The 17,628-nt window shown below is 59.1% G+C and carries 17 protein-coding genes; 7 read left to right on the top strand and 10 right to left on the bottom strand.

The window, feature by feature from the left end; all coding sequences use genetic code 11:
* Nucleotides 1-97: 97 nt before the first annotated feature.
* From IEX10_RS19220 to IEX10_RS19260, 9 genes are all read right to left on the bottom strand, one after another.
* The gene (locus IEX10_RS19220; RefSeq protein WP_188678876.1) at nt 98-724 is read right to left on the bottom strand and encodes a putative antibiotic biosynthesis monooxygenase; all 627 of its coding nucleotides are present in this window, start codon (nt 722-724) and stop codon (nt 98-100) included.
* Nucleotides 725-873: 149 nt separating this feature from the next.
* Nucleotides 874-2,724 (bottom strand): TRAP transporter permease, encoded by a 1,851-nt coding sequence (locus IEX10_RS19225; RefSeq protein WP_188678879.1) that lies wholly within the window; start codon nt 2,722-2,724, stop codon nt 874-876.
* A gap of 220 nt (nt 2,725-2,944) precedes the next feature.
* A complete protein-coding gene (locus IEX10_RS19230; protein ID WP_188678881.1) occupies nt 2,945-3,934 on the bottom strand; it encodes a TAXI family TRAP transporter solute-binding subunit in 990 nt (329 codons plus the stop codon).
* Nucleotides 3,935-4,244: 310 nt separating this feature from the next.
* A complete protein-coding gene (locus IEX10_RS19235) occupies nt 4,245-4,772 on the bottom strand; it encodes a MarR family winged helix-turn-helix transcriptional regulator (protein ID WP_229678654.1) in 528 nt (175 codons plus the stop codon).
* Between the two features lie 386 nt (nt 4,773-5,158).
* The gene (locus tag IEX10_RS19240) at nt 5,159-6,193 is read right to left on the bottom strand and encodes a 2-hydroxyacid dehydrogenase (RefSeq protein ID WP_007803182.1); all 1,035 of its coding nucleotides are present in this window, start codon (nt 6,191-6,193) and stop codon (nt 5,159-5,161) included.
* The gene (locus tag IEX10_RS19245; RefSeq protein ID WP_040545931.1) at nt 6,193-7,962 is read right to left on the bottom strand and encodes a thiamine pyrophosphate-binding protein; all 1,770 of its coding nucleotides are present in this window, start codon (nt 7,960-7,962) and stop codon (nt 6,193-6,195) included. The genes IEX10_RS19240 and IEX10_RS19245 overlap by 1 nt, the downstream gene beginning before the upstream one ends.
* A gap of 132 nt (nt 7,963-8,094) precedes the next feature.
* Entirely contained in the window at nt 8,095-8,946 is an 852-nt protein-coding gene (gene nadC, locus IEX10_RS19250; RefSeq protein WP_007803184.1) for a carboxylating nicotinate-nucleotide diphosphorylase, read from the bottom strand.
* 126 nt (nt 8,947-9,072) lie between these two features.
* Entirely contained in the window at nt 9,073-10,551 is a 1,479-nt protein-coding gene (locus IEX10_RS19255; protein ID WP_188678883.1) for an aldehyde dehydrogenase family protein, read from the bottom strand.
* 56 nt (nt 10,552-10,607) lie between these two features.
* Entirely contained in the window at nt 10,608-11,366 is a 759-nt protein-coding gene (locus tag IEX10_RS19260; protein ID WP_188678902.1) for an IclR family transcriptional regulator domain-containing protein, read from the bottom strand.
* Nucleotides 11,367-11,471: 105 nt separating this feature from the next.
* Here IEX10_RS19260 and IEX10_RS19265 point away from each other — a divergent pair, with 105 nt between their 5' ends.
* Genes IEX10_RS19265 through pcaF form a run of 3 tightly spaced genes read left to right on the top strand, consistent with a single transcriptional unit; the run spans nt 11,472 to nt 14,082 of the window.
* Complete coding sequence (locus tag IEX10_RS19265; protein WP_188678885.1) at nt 11,472-12,191, top strand: 3-oxoacid CoA-transferase subunit A; 720 nt, start codon at nt 11,472-11,474, stop codon at nt 12,189-12,191.
* A 17-nt stretch (nt 12,192-12,208) separates the two neighbouring features.
* Complete coding sequence (locus IEX10_RS19270; RefSeq protein ID WP_008335453.1) at nt 12,209-12,886, top strand: 3-oxoacid CoA-transferase subunit B; 678 nt, start codon at nt 12,209-12,211, stop codon at nt 12,884-12,886.
* Nucleotides 12,883-14,082 carry a 3-oxoadipyl-CoA thiolase gene (gene pcaF / locus IEX10_RS19275; protein WP_076626053.1) on the top strand — a complete coding sequence of 400 codons (1,200 nt, stop codon included), beginning with the start codon at nt 12,883-12,885 and terminating at the stop codon, nt 14,080-14,082. The genes IEX10_RS19270 and pcaF overlap by 4 nt, the downstream gene beginning before the upstream one ends.
* Before the next feature lie 5 nt (nt 14,083-14,087).
* On the opposite strand, the gene IEX10_RS19280 is transcribed toward pcaF, so the two are convergent.
* Nucleotides 14,088-15,005: a LysR substrate-binding domain-containing protein gene (locus tag IEX10_RS19280; protein ID WP_158524502.1), complete on the bottom strand. Its 918-nt coding sequence runs from the start codon at nt 15,003-15,005 to the stop codon at nt 14,088-14,090.
* 75 nt (nt 15,006-15,080) lie between these two features.
* On the opposite strand from IEX10_RS19280, the gene pcaD reads away from it, so the two are divergent.
* Genes pcaD through pcaG form a run of 4 tightly spaced genes read left to right on the top strand, consistent with a single transcriptional unit; the run spans nt 15,081 to nt 17,575 of the window.
* Nucleotides 15,081-15,863, top strand: a complete 783-nt coding sequence (gene pcaD, locus IEX10_RS19285; RefSeq protein ID WP_096705153.1) for a 3-oxoadipate enol-lactonase — start codon at nt 15,081-15,083, stop codon at nt 15,861-15,863.
* Nucleotides 15,860-16,240, top strand: coding sequence for a 4-carboxymuconolactone decarboxylase (gene pcaC / locus IEX10_RS19290; protein WP_076626051.1), 381 nt, complete (start codon nt 15,860-15,862; stop codon nt 16,238-16,240). The genes pcaD and pcaC overlap by 4 nt, the downstream gene beginning before the upstream one ends.
* Complete coding sequence (gene pcaH / locus IEX10_RS19295; protein ID WP_076626050.1) at nt 16,240-16,968, top strand: protocatechuate 3,4-dioxygenase subunit beta; 729 nt, start codon at nt 16,240-16,242, stop codon at nt 16,966-16,968. The genes pcaC and pcaH overlap by 1 nt, the downstream gene beginning before the upstream one ends.
* 1 nt (nt 16,969) lies before the next feature.
* Nucleotides 16,970-17,575, top strand: a complete 606-nt coding sequence (gene pcaG / locus IEX10_RS19300; protein ID WP_076626049.1) for a protocatechuate 3,4-dioxygenase subunit alpha — start codon at nt 16,970-16,972, stop codon at nt 17,573-17,575.
* The last annotated feature ends 53 nt before the right edge of the window (nt 17,576-17,628 follow it).

Here is a 17,628-nt window from a genome sequence, read left to right on the forward strand (position 1 = left end):
GCTCCGGAACCTCCCCGACAGCGGCTTGCCGGGCCCGTTACTGAGGTGCCATGGCAGCCAGCCTGCGCATGAGTCGCGGCAAGCGCGCCATCTCGCTTCACCGTGTGAGCCATAAACGCAATCTATTGCCCAGAAACGGCGCAACGTAGACACCGTTCACTCCGGTGAGCACCAGCGCAACAAGGAACAGAGACACCGGACCTGGAAGGTTTTGCGTGAGCGGTTGCAGCGCGTAGTAGATAAGGATCAGCAAGGGATAGACACCCAGCATGCTGGCCACCCAGGCCTTCCAAAAACGTGGCGCGGTCGATGGGTTCGGGTCCGTACCGCTGGCTGGCACCTGGTGTCCTACAGTCACCGAAGCGAAGCTCAGCCTCTCTTCGAGATCATGGCCCAAGGCGGCCATTCCGTCTCGGAGCGAATCGGATGCTTCTTCCCCATGCAAGGTCACCGAGAAGATGATCTGGTCAATGCCAGTCTGATTCTGTAGGGACATGTGCGCGTCAAATCGGTTCCAATCTAGGTGATCAAGAGCGGCATCGTTGATCGCCTTCGCGACGACCGCGGCCTGTACAAGGGGTGCTCTGATGGAAACCGACAGCTCGGAGATCGCGTCGGTGCCAATACAAAGCTGTTTTGGCCCAAGTTCTTCCGGCCCCCGTGTTTCATTCATTTCCTGAACCTCGACATACTTTGCGCCGGTTGCGAAGTGATCAGTTCCCACCTATGGAAGTAGCCGCCTGTGTTCCGCGTCATAGGCCGACCGGCCCGGACCAACCTTAAAAATTGGCCCAGGCCACATGCCGTCTCTGGGTTGAATCCCTCGATGACTAGACTGCGCTTCAATCGGGTCAACCTGCTGAGACGCCACAGCTAGGCACTGTCGACGTGGGCGCTTTCTGTCGTGAAAGCGATCTGCCGGATTAGCATTGCGACAATCACCAAAATACAGATCGCGGATACCGCCAAATATGGGCTTACGGCGCCAATCGCAGCGATGGGAAGTATGCCCCTTTCGATTGCAGTGAGTTGCGTCTTGACCAAGCCTTCCAGAGAGGCTGCGACCGCGAGGGCTCCGGCAAAAGCACCCACGACGGCCAAGGTGTTTGCCAGGGGGCCAAGTTCTAGGAGGATACCTGGGTTCCACACGAAGGCGAAGGGCAGCAGGAAGCCGACGATGGCCAGCCGGACTGCAGAGAACGCGATCTTGAAGGGGTCTTCGTCGGCAATCGCTGAGGCCGCGATTGCAGCCACGGCAATCGGTGGCGTCAGTGCCGAGAGAATCGCGTAGTAGAGCAGAAACATCTGGCTGGGCAACGTTGGGAAACCAAGTTTCGAAAGCGCCGGACCTACTAGCACGGCTGCCAGGATATACGCACTGGGCGTTGGCATCCCGAGACCGAGAACAATCGTGACGAGCGCGGCGATAACGAGCGTCAGCAATGGTTGCATGTTGCTGACAGTCAAAATGACGTTCGCGGATTTCATTCCAAGGCCGGTCATCGACAGGCCGCCGATCACAAGACCAGCTGCGGCACAAGCGCCTGCGACCGGCAGGATTTGGAGCGTAGTTGCCCCCAGCCCTTCCACCAACTGCCACAGTGACAGCCGTGTGTCCTTCAGGATCATCGCGGCCAGGATGGTTACCAGAACGCCGACACCGGCTGTGAAGGTCGGGGAATACCCCAGAATGAGGGCGACGATGATGCCGATGATCGGCAGCAGGAAAACCCATCCGGTCTTAAACGTTTCCTTTGCTGAAGGAATTTCGTCCGCGGACGGTCGCAGGTTGTGCTTTACTGACCGGAAGTGAACCTGAGCGAAGACACCAGTGTAGTAAAGAAGCGCCGGCACCAGAGCGGCAAGCACGATGGTGTTATAAGAGATGCCGGAATACTCGGCCATGATGAAGGCAGCCGATCCCATGATCGGAGGCATCGCGCTACCACCTGTCGACGCCGCAACTTCAACCGCCCCCGCGAACCGCGCCCGGTATCCGAGACGCTTCATAACCGGTATCGTGATCGACCCAGTCGCAACAACGTCGGATGTCGGGCTCCCGGACATCGTGCCGTAGAGGCCCGACGAAATGATCGCGATTTTGGCCGGGCCGCCGCGCGCATTGCCGGTCACAAGCGCTGCAAGGTTGAAAAAGAAGTCCCCACCGCCCGCTTTCGCTAGGAAAGTTCCGAACATTACGAACAGAAAGACATAGCTCGCAACAACCTGCAGCGGCACACCAAAGAGCCCATCGGTGGTGAAAACCAGAATATCCAAGAGATAGCTAAACTCGCTGACGCGATGCCCGAACGGCGGCGGCAGAAGGTAGCCAAACAGGTTATAAATCAGGAAGAGGACGACAACGCCGGTCAGGCCTAGGCCGGTGGTCCGGCGCGTCGCTTCGATGGTCAGAAACAACAAGGCTGAGCCAAAGAAGAACTGATCGGTGGTGAATTCGTCGAGAAGACTGATCCGGTCCGCAATCGCTCCCGAGGTCACGTAGAAGTACACCCCTGTGGCCAGGCTCAGCGCAGAGAGAAACCAATCATAGATCGGAATGCTGTCCGGCGCGCGCGAGGTCGCGCCGATCGCAAGGAAGAGAATCGTGAAAATGCCCGATACGAACAGAATGCCCTGAATGAGCGGATCGGAGATGATGAAGAGGTTCGAGTGGATTACCCAAACCGCGAATGCCGCCGCCAGAACCATGACGATGGTTCTCATCGGCGAGCCTAAATTTCTACGACGACCGGTTTCTGTAAGCGAAGGAAAATTCATGTAGACCCCGTATAAGGCAGAGAAGAGAAAGAACCGCGATGTATGGGCCGCGCGATGACATGACGTGACATCTCACGTAGCCACCGCGGGGCATTGCTCTGTGCAGTCGATGAGTGGGCCGGCGCGTGTCGTTGCAGCGCGCGCCGGCCGGATCGCGGGATCGACCTTAATTGAGCAGACCCAGTTCTTTGTAGGCACGCTCCGCACCAGGATGGAACGGCAGCGTGGTCTGCGACGTCAGAAGTTCCGGTGTGAGCGCCTGCATCGCCTTATGCACGCCGCGGATCTCGTCGATATTGGACGCGATGCTCTTTGCGAGCATGTAGCCAGTTTCTTCTGGCAGTACGTCGGAAGTGATCACCATCGCACCCAGTGCGAGCGTGACGACATCTTCGGTCTGGTTCTTGTAGCTGTTGGCTGGAATTGTGAACGTGCCGGTTCCGAAACGCTCGTTGGTCGCAGCGATGATGTTTTCGGGAACGCTGAGCAACACGACGTCATTGCCCTCGTCAACTTTACGGAACGACGAATGTCCGATGAAAATGCCGTTGATCACCATATCGGTGCGGCCGTCTGCAATCAGATCTGCTTGCTGTGACGAACCACCGCGGACAAGCACGCCGCCATTGGACTCGATCGTGGCTTCGTCGTAGCCCGCCTCTTCGAGCATGAAGGTCGTGATGTTGGCGACGATGTTCCCGGCATTGTTGTTCGCAACACGGATCGCCGCGCCGGACGTCGCGAGGTCGTCAATGCTGTCGATGCCATATTCTTCGGCAAGAGACTTCTTGATGAAGAAGTGCATCGGCGCCCAGTTGTACATGTAGCCGATGGCTTGAAGGTTCTCGATCGGCGCGTCAAACGGTTCGTCCCCTGCGAGGGCCAGCTTGATCTCGGCATCATGTGCCATCCCCAGGTCGGTCCGTTCACGGCCCAGAAGGCCGATGTTCGCAAAGCCACCCCCGGTGGCCTGATAGGTCACCACGCCGCTCGGGTCATCCGCCTTGACGGCACGGTCAATACCAGCGCCCAGAAGCGACCAAAGCCCCGAGGGATTGCCGCCTGAAAGGGTCACATTAACGCTTTCTGCGGAAGCAGCGCTCGCAAGAACCGCAAGGCCGATCGATGCGGCAACGGCTTTGATTGGAAATTTCATGTCTTCCTCCCTGTTTTCAGTAGACATCTAATATTAGATATCTATCTTTAATGCCAATAGTCTATCCACTCGCACCCGTCAACCCTGATTGAAGTCGAGATTATTGTTCAGCGAAAGCCACTCAGGTCATAGTTCCTGACGCGGAACACGCCGAAGCCGTGTGTCCGGCGTAGGTGCTTTGTCGTGACGCACTATCAACCCGTGGAGCCCCGGAGCAGCAGGCCTCAAACCCCCGCCCCCATAGGCTCTCTATGTCCGCCACCGCCATTGAATGGCCCGCGCCGGACCCTCGGCACGCATGGCTCGCGATTCAGTTTGCTGTGTTGCCCTTGGTCGGGGGAACACGGACCCCTCTGGCGGCCGCATCCTGTTCGTCATTTTCGAGGTTCCGGATCATCACGGCAAGTGCGTGTCGCAAGTCTTCCTGAGCTTTCTTGGACAGTCCCGCCATCGCTGCATCGTTCACTTCGAGCGCCAGAGGTTCGAGAACGTCGCGCAGCTCCAAGCCCTTCCGCGTCAGAAACGCGTGCTGGCGCCGTTTGTTGCCCTCGACGTTGCGTCGCTCTATGAAACCCAATTCTTCCATTTTGATGAGCGCGGTGTGGGCGGTGGGTTCGGTGAGATGCGCCCGGTCGCTCAGTTCGCGTTGCGACAACCCGTCTTCCTGCCAGAGGATGCGCAGGAAAATCCACTGACCGAACGTAACATTTTCCGTTTGCAGTCGAAGTTGAAGCGCCCGGTTGAACCCGCGGGCCGCCAGTCGTACCAGCCGGGCCATGCGCTCGTCGGGTTGGACAGGTACGTGGCTTGATTGCTTTTCTTTCATCGCATCGCTCACGGCCTGTCTCCACACATGGTTTTTATCCAAACAGCGCGCCCGCCCGGACTTGATAGCTAAGAACTCCAGAGTTGTGGCGCGCGCAACATAGGTGCCGAGCCTTGGTACAAAGTCAAGACATGGAAGCCGGGGTGCCTATCGTTGGGCCCGAGTATGGACTTTCTTCCGGGGTGGTTTTGCCCCTGTGTCGGGATTGTGCGCCGGTTGCTTTCCAGTACGCGACCATCATGCGCCGACACCTGCCTTGCACCACTGTGCCGCACAGCGCCGGGCAACCGTTGTGTAACGCCTCCGGCAAACCCGGCGCGGTTCACGGCCATTCAATAGGTGCAAGGAACATAGGCTCTGCAGTTCGGCTGTGCACACCGTTCGCGCGGAGGGGTTGGTCAGTTCAGATCGTTCAACTTTTGTCGCCAGCGTTCCACCACATCGGGGTTCCTGACATATGTCGGCAGATCACCTTTCATGATGCGTGTTGCGTTTTCGACGAGGACGTCGGGCATGACCGTGTAGAGATCAATGGTGTGGCCCAGGATATGCGGGGTGAGGATCACCCGGTCGAGGCCGCGCAGCGGGTGGTCGGCGGGCAGCGGTTCGGTTTCCGTCACGTCCAGCCCCGCACCGGCCAGGTGTCCTGCTGTCATCACCCGCACCAGCGCATCCTCGTCAATGAGACCCCCGCGCGAGGTGTTGATCAGAACCGCATTTGTCTTCATCGCGCGCAGTTCCGCCTCGGCAATCATGCCTCGCGTCTGCGCGTTGAGCGGCACATGCAGGCTGACCACATCGGACGTGGTCAGCAGCGCGTCGCGCTCCACCAACCGTACGCCCGCGGGTGCGGTGTCAGGTGTCAGGAACGGATCGTGCACCAGGATCTGTGCCGGCTCGAACGCCAGCAGTCGCTCGATCACCCCGGCCCCAATCCGGCCAGACCCGATCAGGCCGATCGTCCGGCCCCGCACCATCCGCGCATACATCTGCTGCGGCCGGCCCGCATTTTCGCGTAGCAGGCGTTCGGATTCATGCAGCCGGTACAGCAGCACCAGCATCAGCATCACTGTCGCCTCTGACATCGCCAGAAAGTTCTCGGGCGTTGCACCATTGGCCACGATCAGACCACGCGCGGCACAGGCCTCCAGATCGACCGCATCCACCCCGATCGTCGGAAAGACCAGCGCCCGCAGCCGTGGTGAGGCATCCAGATCCGCCTCGCTCAGCCGCGACCGCGAGCTGGCCACGATGATATCAACGTCCGACAGCAGCGCCTGCCGTTGCTCTTCCGTCAGCCGCAGCGGAACACCCGGGGTGATCTGGGGGCCGCGAACGACCTCCCAGCCTTCGGCCCGCAGCCGATCCGTTGCGGTGTCCAACACCTCTTCCAGCACAGGATCCTGCGCAATATAGATCTTCGGGGTCATCATCAGTCGCTCCGCGTCAGGCCAGCGACCATGTTGGGGTTATACCCCGGCTGGACACGTGCATCGATCACTACGCTCTTGCCCGCGCGCACCATCTCGACGCCCTGTTTGATCGCCTCGACCAGCTCGCCCGCGGTAAAGACCGGGCCGATCCCTTCGCAGCCCTGCGCCCGCGCAACTCCGGCAATGTCGATATCCGGATCACCGATACGCTGGCCGATCCACTTGTTCTCGACCGGGCGGTTGCGGGCCACTGCCACGCGTTCCTGGTGCACCTCGTCATTGTAGAACGAGCGATTGTTCGACACCACCGCCAGGAACGGAGTGCCATAATGCGCCGCCGTCCAAAATGCCGAGGCCGCCATCATGAAGTCGCCGTCCCCAAGAACCGCAACAGGCAGCCGGTCGCTGTCTTTCAGCGCCAGCGCCGCCCCGATCAGCATCCCAGGACCCGAGCCGATCCCCGCGCCGCCATCCGAACCCAGGAAGTCCAGCGGATGACGGAAGTGCCACGCCTCGCCCGCCCAACCCAACGGCCAACGCACAAAGCTGGCACAGACACCTTCCAAACCTTCGCCAAGCGCCCCGGCCAGCGTCATGATATCAAGCTCAACATCTGCATCGGGGGCGTTCAGCGCGGGTTTGACCGGCAAATCACCGGGCATCTCGCCCGCCCCTACACCCAGGGCATCGGCAATCGCATGCATCGCAACATCCGGGCCACAGGCCAGGTGCAGATCCAGCGCAGGCAGCGCCTGATGCTCCATCCCCCAGCCATTGTGCAGCTGATAATCCAGCGACGCCTGGATCACCTGCGCCGTCACTTCGCCCGCCAGTTTCAGCGTACCCGCGACATCCAGCCAGTCCAGACTCAGGATCACATCGGCCTCGCGCAGCACCGCGCCCGCCGCGTCGTCGATGAAGAAGGCTGGTTTACCCCGATGCCGCGGGTGATCCGTCGGGAAAGACGCCCCGATCCGGATATCCGTCAGAACCTTCGCCCCCAGCCCCTCGACAAAGGCCACACGCCGCGCCCAATCCGCCGGATCGCGCGACACCCGCCCCGCCAGCACCACAGGCGCCTTGGCGTTCTTCAGCAGGTCCGCCGCACGTGCCACGCCTTCGGCCGAAGGAGCCGCAGGCAAAGGCGGCTGGTAACGCGCAAAATCCGGCAGCGCCGGGGCCTGCGCGTGCTGCTTTTCCTGGATCGACACATCAAAGTTCACATAGGTCGGCCCTTTCGGCTCGCTCCGCGCGATCACATCCGCACGCAACATCGATTCCAGCGCCGCCTCCATCGAGCCAGGCTGATCGTCCCATTTCACATAATTCCGGATCATCGACGCCTGGTCACGGCAGGTATGGAGCCAGTCAATCCAAGGACGCCGCAGCGCCGCATCAACCGGCCCCGTCGCACCATAGATCAGCACAGGAACCCGATCACACCATGCGTTGAAGATCGCCATCGTCCCATGCATCAGACCCACGTTGCTGTGCAGAATCACCGCCAATGGCTCCCCCGTCACCTTCGCATAGCCATGTGCAATCGCAACCGCATGCTCTTCGTGCAGACACAACAGCATCTGCGGATCTTCATTACCAAGGTGGTTCACAAGGCTGTCATGCAAACCCCGAAAGCTCGACCCAGGGTTCAGCGCAACATACTTCACCCCCAAACCTCGCAACATATCCGCAAATACATCGCTACCCCAAACTCCCAAACTATCCGACGATACTGGGCGCTCAACCTGATACAGCCTGTGCTCTGTCATGTGTTTTGGCCTTTCCTTATGAAGTGTTGATGCAGCAGCGCCCCATTTTGAAAGGCGTACGCAATAGGTATTTATTGCCCGCCGAAAGGGCGGGCATTTTGCATTTCAGACGGTCTGGAGCGGTTCAGAGGATCAGAAATCCAAACCGAAATCGACGGTCCCCGCCGAATGGGTCAAAGCACCGGAGGAAATATAATCCACATTTGCCGATGCGATTTCGCGCAAACGGCCAAGGGTCACATTCCCGCTGGCTTCTGTCTTCGCCCGCCCGTCAATGCGCTTTACGGCTTCGGCCATGTCTTCGGTCGACATATTGTCAAACATGATGACATCTGCGCCCCCGGTCTGAAGCACCTCGTCCAACTGATGCAAACCGTCGATCTCGATCTCGACCACGACCATGTGACCCACATTTCGCTGAACGGCTTCCAACACCTGTTTGATGCCACCAGCCGCTGCGATATGGTTGTCCTTGATCAGGATTGCATCGGACAGGGAAAACCGGTGATTGTGGCCGCCGCCATGCAAAATCGCGAGTTTCTCGACAAGCTTCAGCCCCGGTGTGGTTTTGCGTGTACAGGTGATACGTGTCTTGGTACCCGCAAGTTCCTGCACATAGGACGCTGTCAAAGTTGCCGTCCCGGACAACCGCCCGGCAAAGTTCAGGGCAACACGCTCTGCGGCAAGGATCGACGCCGCCGATCCCTCTATACGCATCAAGGTATCGCCCGTTTTGCAGGCCGTACCATCCGCGACAACAGTCTCGACAATAAGATCGGGATCAATCAGCCGAAACGCCAGAGAGGCCACCTGCATCCCAGAAACAACCGCGTCCTGCCGTGCACGCATTTGCGCCTTGTAGCGCGTGCCTTCAGGCAGAACGGAACGGGTTGTCACGTCGCCTGCTGCACCCAGGTCCTCCACAATGGCGTTCCGAACCATAGGTTCGAGGATGATATCGGGGACGTTCGCAACATTGCTCATTATTTTTCAGATCCTTGTCGGTTTGCAGAAAGGGTAGGAAGGGATGGTCTCATCCCGGCCAAAGCAATCAATAAAGAAAAAGCTTTTGGATCCCAGACCCCGTTCGCACATTACCTCTGCACCGGGTTACTGACCCGACAGATTGATATGCACATTCTTTTCATGGGTGAAGGAAATCAGCTCGCCAATACCTTCTTCGCGCCCGATACCCGATTGTTTGACCCCACCGAACGGGGCACCAAGGAAATGCCGGCCAACTTCGTTAACCCAAACAAACCCGGCCTCGACACGAGCAGCCGTGCGATGAGCCGTAACCAAGTCCCGAGTCCAAATTGCGCAGGTCAGCCCCAGCTCAAGTGCGTTGACCTCGTTCAGCATGGAATCTTCGTCCGACCATTTGCGGACCGCCAGAACTGGCCCGAAAATCTCTTCGCGAGCGATACGCATCTGCGGCGTTACATCCGCAAAAATCGTCGGCGCAACGAAGTTCCCCTGTGCCAGCGCACCTTCGGTCACTGCATGGCCGCCGGTTACGGCCCGCGCGCCTTCGCTCTTGGCGGATTCGATGAAGTCCATGATCCGATCGAACTGTGTCCGGCTGACGATCGCCCCCATCGTGGTCTCCGGCTCTGTCGGAATGCCTGGCTTGTACCGTTCGACAGCCGCTTTGAGATGTGAGATGACCGCATCGTGGATGTCTACATGCAAGAAAGCGCGGCTCGTCGATCCGCAAGATTGCCCGCACCAGCCGAAATTCATGCCGCCGACGATCGCATCGGCGATCTTCTTCGGATCGCTGTCCGGATAGGCGATCAGCGCGTTCTTGCCGCCGAGTTCGAGCAGCACTGGTTTGACGGTGTCGCTCGCGCTGCGCATCACCGCCCGGCCCGCGGGTACGGAGCCGATGAGTGTGACCTTGGCGACGTCGGGATGTTCGGCCAGCCCAGCTCCTGCCTCGACGCCGCCCGGCAGAACATTGAACGTGCCTTTAGGCAGCAGGCCATCGATGAGCTCCGCCAGCCGCAGCGAAGACAACGGAGCCTGAACCGGCGGCTTGATGATGACGGCATTGCCTGCGGCCAGAGGCGCTGCCATCTTTCCGCCGCAGAACATGAACGGATGATTAAAGGCAAGAATCCTTGCAACCACGCCCATCGGCTGGCGTAGGGTCATGTTGATGCGCTCTGGTCCCATAGGGATCGTATCACCCTTCATTTCGGTCACAAGACCGGCGAAAAACTCCATCTGCGCTGCCGCAATCGCGGCGTCGCCGCGCATTTCAGTATAGGGGTTGCCACAGTTTGCAGCGTCCATCATCGCCAGTTCATCGCCATGCTTTCGCAAGAGATTTGCGATTTCCTTCAGGATACGTGCGCGTTCCAGCGGCACAACATCCCGCCATACCTCGAACCCTTCTTTCGCTGCCGCAACCGCCGCATCGACATCGGCGCGACTTGCCGTCGCAACCGACCCGATCCGCTCGCCGGTTCCTGGGTTGAAAGTGTCTTCGTACTTTCCCTCTAGTGGCGGCACCCATGCGCCGCCGTAGTAGAGATGGGCTGGTTCTTGAAGAGAGAGCTTCGCGTCTAGTTTCAGATTTTCCATCTAAGGTATCCTCCCGGCTTGAGGCCCTAATAACTTAGACTTCTAAATAATGTCAATCAGAGAACCCGCCCGAGGGCCGATTGGACGCCAAGCAAGTGCGGCAAGTATGTTTCAATCGTCTGCTTCGGTGTCCAGCCGGCAGACGACAAACCGATATTGAGAGCAGCGACGGTCAAACCCTTGCGATCATTCAGCGGAACAGCGATTGACCGTAAACCCGTTTCCACTTCCTGGTCCACAAACGCATATCCGTCCTCTCTCGCAGCATCGATCCGGCACAAGGTCTGAACTGGGTCGAGTATTGAGAACTTGGTCCGCGGGGTAAGGTCCGAGCGTCTGACAAGCAGGTCAGCCTCTTCGCGAGGCAGCGCAGCCAACAGAACCCTTCCCATCGAGGTGCAATGGGCGGGGAGTCGTGACCCAGGCATGAGCCCGATGGACATCACACGTTTCTGCGCCGCGCGCGCGATATACACGATCTCGGTCTCATCGAGCAGTGCCACGGAACAGCTTTGACCAATTTGCTCGGAGAGTTGGTCAAGCCAAGGTTGGACAATCTGCGAGAGCGGTAGGGAAGCAAGTGCGGCCACTCCGAGCCGTAGGATGCGCGGGGTAAGAGTAAAAAACTTACCGTCATAGTCGGCGTAACCTTCGCGGTGGAGCGTCAACAGTACGCGTCGCGTAGCAGCGCGATCCAAGCCACTGGCGACGGCAGCTTCGGATATCGAAAGACGCGGGGATGTGGGTCCGAAGGCTTCGATCACTTTCAGCCCCTTGGCGAGGGAGGCGATGTAGTCGGTGGGCTTGTTCAACATGCGAACACTGATATTCACAAATTGAACAAAGATCAATATATGAACATTTTGCTCGCTACGGCGGTAATCTAGGGATACTTCGAAGGGTATCTAAGGAGGATCCTGATGAACAAAACATCGCCCAGCCTCGCTGACGCGGTTTCGGATATCCCCGATGGCGTACAGCTTATGATCGGTGGCTTTGGAGGCTCCGGAGCCCCGATCGAACTGATCCACGCTTTGATCGATCGCTTTCGCGCCACCGGCAGCCCCAAGAATCTTACAGTGATCAACAATAACGCGGGAAACGGCGCGATCGGAATCGCCGCGATGATCAAAGCGGGGATGGTCAGGAAGATGATCTGCTCTTTCCCGCGCAGCTCCAACGCCGAGGCATTCAACGAAAAATACCTGGCAGGCGAAATCGAGCTCGAGTTGATCCCGCAGGGTACGTTGGCCGAACGCATTCGCGCGCGCGGAGCAGGCATTCCCGCTTTTTATACGCCTACGTCTTTTGGTACCGAGCTTGCCGAAGGCAAGCCGACAGAGACGTTTGACGACAAGATGTACGTGCAAGAATTGTGGTTGAAGGCCGACTTCGCCCTGATCAAAGGCCATGATGGCGACGAGACCGGCAACCTTACCTATCGTTTGGCTGGCCGGAACTTCAATCCGTTGATGGCGATGGCAGCCGATCGCACGATTGCGCAGGTCTCCAACCTCCGCGCACCCGGCTCCATCGATCCTGAGGCGGTAGTCACCCCCGGAATTTTCGTCGACAAGATTGTCGAGGTTCCTGCGCCTCAGCAAGAAGAAGTACTCGTGCGTAGGGGGGTGGTCTACTGATGTCCGGTTTCAATTTAATGGAAGACAAACTGACGAACGCGCAGATCGCGTGGCGTGCCGCTCAGGATATCGAAGATGGTTCCTATGTGAACCTCGGTATCGGATTTCCCGAGATGATCGCCAAGTTCCAGCCTGATGGCCGCGATGTAACCTATCATACCGAGAACGGCGTGCTGGGATTCGGAAAAGCCCCTGCGGAGGGACAGGAAGACTGGGATCTTATTAATGCGGGCAAAAAGGCGATTACATTGAAGCCCGGTGCATCCTTTTTCCATCATGCCGACAGCTTTTCGATGGTGCGCGGTGGCCACCTCGATCTGGCCGTTCTTGGCGCGTATCAGGTCGCCCAGAACGGCGATCTGGCGAACTGGCGCGTAGGCACCAAAGGCGTGCCGGCCGTGGGTGGAGCAATGGACCTTGTGCATGGGGCCAAGCGTGTGGCGGTTGTAACTGACCATGTAACCAAGGATGGCGGCCCGAAACTGGTCGAGGCCTGTACTTTCCCGCTGACAGGCGTCGGGTGCGTGACCCGCGTCTACACCTCTCTGGCCGTGATTGACATCGAAGATAGCAAATTCGTGCTTCGTGAAAAACTGCCGGGCATCACTTTGGACGCCTTGCAGGCGGTGACTGGCGCGACGTTGCACATTGTTGGCGAAGTTGCCGAACTCAATGTTCCCGAGGGAATCTCATGACTGACGTATACATATGCGACTACATCCGCACACCAATCGGCCGCTTTGGCGGTGCGCTTTCCTCCGTCCGCGCTGACGACCTTGCCGCGATTCCGCTTCGGGCCATTGCCGCGCGCAATCCGGGCCTCGACCTTGCCGCGATCGACGAGGTGATCTTCGGCTGCGCCAATCAGGCTGGCGAAGACAACCGCAACGTCGCCCGCATGGCGCTGCTTCTCGCAGGCTATCCCGAGACGGTGCCGGGTACGACGATGAACCGACTTTGCGGCTCGGGTATGGATGCGGTCATCACTGCAGCTCGGGCGATCAAATCCGGCGAGGCCGAGCTGCTTGTCGCCGGAGGGGTAGAGAGCATGTCGCGCGCGCCATTCGTGATGCCCAAGGCCACCTCCGCCTTCTCGCGGGCCAATGAGGTCCACGACACCACTATCGGCTGGCGTTTCGTTAACAAGCTGATGAAGGAACAATATGGCGTCGACAGCATGCCCGAGACGGCAGAGAATGTGGCCGAAGATTTTGGCATCTCGCGCCCCGATCAGGATGCCTTCGCCTTGCGCTCGCAGCAGAAAGCGGCCAAAGCCCAAGTCAATGGCCGTTTGGCCCAGGAGATCGTGCCGGTTACGATCCCGCAGCGCAAAGGTGATCCTCTGGTCATCGACACCGACGAGCATCCGCGTTCCACGACTACATACGAAGGCCTGAAAAAACTTCGGCCCTTCGTGAAAGCCGATGGCACTGTGACAGCGGGCAACGCCTCTGGCGTGAATGACGGGTCTGCCGCTTTGATCCTTTCGACGAAAGAAGCTGCCGAAAAGCATGGGCTTAAGCCGATCGCCAGAGTGCTCGGCGGGGCAACCGCCGGCGTGGCGCCGCGCATCATGGGCTTCGGCCCGGCTCCGGCCTCGAGAAAGCTTCTGGCGCGTCTTGGCCTGCGCCAAGAGGAGTTCGCAGTGATTGAGCTTAACGAAGCTTTCGCCTCGCAGGGCCTCGCCACGTTGCGTAATCTTGGGATTGCTGATGATGACGTGCGTGTGAACCCCAATGGCGGGGCAATCGCGTTGGGTCATCCGCTGGGCATGTCGGGTGCGCGGATTACTGGCACCGCGATGCTTGACCTCAAGCCTGGTGAGAAATCGCTATCCACCATGTGTATCGGTGTAGGACAGGGTATTGCTATTGCGCTAGAAGCCGTCTGACTGGCTCAACGACGGGCGCAATCCTCTTCAACCCGCCGGTGCAGAAGCCGCGCCAGCAGATCGGCATGGCTGTCTTCGTCGAACGTGAACTTGCGTGTCAGACCAACCGCCCCGGCCATGTAATCCGACTTTAGATCGAGCGCAGCAAGGCTGCCGCGCGCAATTTCCCGCGCCACGACGCCGCGCGAGATGAACCAGAGCATCTCAGAACCTTCGAGAAGCGTTTGCGCCGCCGGCAGGGCCACCGTCTCGAACACCGGTGTGAGATCGGATAACCCCATCGCGGCAAGGTATTGATCCACGCTCTGACGAATGATCGCACCGGGGTTGGGCAGGATGAGGGGATAGCGTAGCAGAGCGTCGGTCACCGGCAGATCCAGCGCTGGATGTCCGGCGCGCGCCACCAGCAAGATCGGCTCGTCATAGAGATACTCGAAAGACAGGCCTGCCATGTCGGCTGCCCGTGGCATGCGCCCGACCATAAGGTCAATCTTGCCGCCGCGCAGTCGTTCGAGCAGGTAGTGGTTCGGCCCAGTGATTATACCGATCCGCGCATCCGGGCGCGCCTGCGAGAATGCAAGAGCGACCGAGGGGAAGAACCCACCGGCCACGGTCGGCAGCAACCCAACCTTCACCAGCCCCGCCGCCACCTGCCCCGACAGGTCGCGCACCCCTGCCTCGAGGCTTTGCAGCGCGGCGCGGGCATGAGCACGAAAATTCTCACCTGCCGGGGTTAAGACGGCCCGCCGCCCTGTACGCTCGAAGAGATGCGCGCCAAGCAGCCCCTCCAGTTCCGAGATCGTTTTTGACAATGCCGGCTGCGACACGTTCCGTTGCCGCGCCGCAGCAGAGATTGTTCCGGCTTGAGCAACGGTCAGGAAAGCTTCGAGATGGCGCAGTTTCAGACCATTAGGTATATCCATTTGGTTATAGCTTTTGGCCAAGATCATATTTTTGTAAAGGGAAAAGTTATGCCAAATTATCGGCAGGAGGATACCATGCAGGCATTGAAACGCGATTGGGGCACCACGCATCTGCGCGCCACTGACGGCGAAGGTGTCGCGCTTGTCTTCATCAATTCGCTCGGCACAGACCTGCGGATGTGGGACGATGTCGTCGCGCTTCTGCCCGCGGGCTGGTCGAACTTGCGCATGGACAAGCGCGGTCACGGGCTGAGCAGTACCGCGCCCCAGGGATATGGCATTCCAGAGCTGGCCGAGGACGTGCTGGCCGCGATGGACCATATCGGTCTCGCTCAGGCGGTGATCGTCGGTTGCTCCATCGGCGGGCTGATCGCGCAGCACATCGCGCTCATGGCGCCGGATAGGGTGATCGGCTTGGTGCTTTCGAATACCGCCCCAATGTTGGGAAATGCGGATAGCTGGCTGAGTCGGATCGAGGGTGTACGCACTAATGGCATGGCGGCAATGGCAGACGGCATCCTACAGCGGTGGTTCGGCCCCGATATGCTTGCGACTCTTGAAACCGATCTGTGGCGGGCGCTGCTCACCCGGACAGATACGGAAGGCTATATAGCCACTTGCGCGGCGATCGCCGGCACCGACATCACCGACCGCCTTCGCGAAATCACCCAGCCCGCGCTGGTGATCGGCGGCTATCACGATCAGGCGACGCCGCCGGACGTGGTCGAAAAGCTCGCCGCCGCCCTGCCCCGCTCCGATTTAGTCATGTTCGACCGCTCCGGCCATCTTCCTGCGGTAGAGCAGCCAAAGGTATTTGCCCACACCCTGATGAATTTCGTGGAAAGGATCATCCCATGACAGAGACGTTCGACAAAGGCATGCAAGTGCGCCGCGAGGTGCTGGGCGAGGCCCATGTGGACCGGGCAGAGGCAGGCAAGACCGAATTCGACTTGCCGTTTCAGTCGTTGATCACCGAAAGCGCATGGGGAACTGTTTGGGCGTCGGAGCGGATCACCCGACGCGAACGCTCGATGTTGACCCTCGCACTGCTGGCCGCGACAGGAAATTTCGAGGAAATTCCAATGCATATCCGGGCTACCGCCAATACCGGTGCCTCGAAAGCGGATGTCGCCGAGGCGCTGCAACACGTCGCGATCTATGCTGGCGTGCCGAAAGCCAACCACGCGCTGAAGCTGGCCAAGCAGACTTATGCGGAAATGGAGGAAAGTATCTAATGACTGACCATGGACCACTGATTCCGCGCAACCGCGCGATCCACCCCGAGCCCTATGATCCTGGCTACAAAACGAGCGTCGCGCGCTCGCCCTTCCTGCCGTTGCTTTCGATGGAGAGCACTCCCTCGGAAGAGACTGGTCCGAGATTCGGCCACACGAAGCTCGGCGCGCTCGACAACAACCTGATCTTGAACTGGACAAAGGGTGCTGCTCCCGCCGTGGGCGAAAGAATCCTGGTGCATGGCCGCTTGCTGGACGAGATGAACCGCCCGATACCGAACGCGCTAATAGAGATCTGGCAGGCTAATGCGGGTGGGCGCTACCGGCACAAGAAAGACACCTATTTCGCACCGCTCGACCCAAATTTCGGCGGCTGCGGTCGGACCATCACGGATGAAAACGGATACTACGAATTCTTGACCATTCGTCCAGGGGCTTACCCCTGGCCTAACCGTGCCAATGACTGGCGTCCGATGCACATCCACTTTTCGATATTTGGCCACAGCTTCGGCCAAAGGTTAATCTCGCAGATGTATTTCGAGGGCGATCCGCTCATCAATCACTGCCCGATCGCCGCGACCATCAAGGATCGCAGCCAGCTCGACCGGCTGGTCGCGCCGCTCGATTTCTCGAAATCGCGCCCACTCGATTTTCTCGCCTATAAATTTGACATTGTTTTGCGGGGTCGCCGTCAGACCATGTTTGAAAACAAGCTGGAGGGCATGTGAAATGGTTCAGAAACTTGAAACACTGATCGAAAGCGCCTCGCAAACGGCGGGTCCTTATGTCCATATCGGCCTGATGCCTACCTATGCGGGAAACGCAGGATACTATGACGAAGAGATTGGCACCACGCCCTTTCTGGATGAAAGCAAGGCCAAGGGTGAGATCGTTGAGATCGTTGGCTCCGTATTTGACGGCACCGGCTGGGCGATGCGAGATGCGTTGATCGAGAGCTGGCAATGCGATGCTGGGGGCGTGTTTCCGGGCGATAAAAGCGCCGATCCGGCCTTTACAGGCCATTGCCGCTTTGCGGCCGACGCGGAAAGCGGCGAGTTTACCTTGCGCACAGTCAAACCTGGCTCTTACCAGGGGCGCGGTGGAGTCGAGAGCGCGCCTCATATTTCCCTTTGGGTCGTCGCACGTGGGATTAACGTAGGTCTCAATACCCGGATCTATTTCGAAGACGAGGACAACGCCAATGACCCGTTGCTGATCCGAATCGAACAGCGACCACGGGTGAATACCCTGATCGCCAAGAAAACCGGCGACGGCAAGTACCGCTTCGACATTCGACTACAGGGCGAGGGCGAGACGGTTTTCCTCGACATCTGACCAGATCGGGGAAAGCGGCATCATATAGATTGGTCATCCCGCGCTTTCGGCGC

Source organism: Neptunicoccus cionae (assembly GCF_014643735.1).
Taxonomy (GTDB): Bacteria; Pseudomonadota; Alphaproteobacteria; order Rhodobacterales; family Rhodobacteraceae; genus Amylibacter; species Amylibacter cionae.

What these genes read in the sequence shown, in the direction of transcription:
- IEX10_RS19255 (WP_188678883.1), bottom strand. Translation starts at nt 10,551, where the DNA reads ATGGAAAATCTGAAACTAGACGCGAAGCTCTCTCTTCAAGAACCAGCC.
- pcaH (WP_076626050.1), top strand. Translation starts at nt 16,240, where the DNA reads ATGACTGACCATGGACCACTGATTCCGCGCAACCGCGCGATCCACCCC.
- IEX10_RS19270 (WP_008335453.1), top strand. Translation starts at nt 12,209, where the DNA reads ATGGAAGACAAACTGACGAACGCGCAGATCGCGTGGCGTGCCGCTCAG.
- IEX10_RS19225 (WP_188678879.1), bottom strand. Translation starts at nt 2,724, where the DNA reads ATGAGAACCATCGTCATGGTTCTGGCGGCGGCATTCGCGGTTTGGGTA.
- pcaF (WP_076626053.1), top strand. Translation starts at nt 12,883, where the DNA reads ATGACTGACGTATACATATGCGACTACATCCGCACACCAATCGGCCGC.
- pcaC (WP_076626051.1), top strand. Translation starts at nt 15,860, where the DNA reads ATGACAGAGACGTTCGACAAAGGCATGCAAGTGCGCCGCGAGGTGCTG.
- nadC (WP_007803184.1), bottom strand. Translation starts at nt 8,946, where the DNA reads ATGAGCAATGTTGCGAACGTCCCCGATATCATCCTCGAACCTATGGTT.
- IEX10_RS19240 (WP_007803182.1), bottom strand. Translation starts at nt 6,193, where the DNA reads ATGATGACCCCGAAGATCTATATTGCGCAGGATCCTGTGCTGGAAGAG.
- IEX10_RS19245 (WP_040545931.1), bottom strand. Translation starts at nt 7,962, where the DNA reads ATGACAGAGCACAGGCTGTATCAGGTTGAGCGCCCAGTATCGTCGGAT.
- pcaD (WP_096705153.1), top strand. Translation starts at nt 15,081, where the DNA reads ATGCAGGCATTGAAACGCGATTGGGGCACCACGCATCTGCGCGCCACT.
- IEX10_RS19230 (WP_188678881.1), bottom strand. Translation starts at nt 3,934, where the DNA reads ATGAAATTTCCAATCAAAGCCGTTGCCGCATCGATCGGCCTTGCGGTT.
- IEX10_RS19260 (WP_188678902.1), bottom strand. Translation starts at nt 11,366, where the DNA reads ATGTTGAACAAGCCCACCGACTACATCGCCTCCCTCGCCAAGGGGCTG.
- IEX10_RS19280 (WP_158524502.1), bottom strand. Translation starts at nt 15,005, where the DNA reads ATGGATATACCTAATGGTCTGAAACTGCGCCATCTCGAAGCTTTCCTG.
- pcaG (WP_076626049.1), top strand. Translation starts at nt 16,970, where the DNA reads ATGGTTCAGAAACTTGAAACACTGATCGAAAGCGCCTCGCAAACGGCG.
- IEX10_RS19265 (WP_188678885.1), top strand. Translation starts at nt 11,472, where the DNA reads ATGAACAAAACATCGCCCAGCCTCGCTGACGCGGTTTCGGATATCCCC.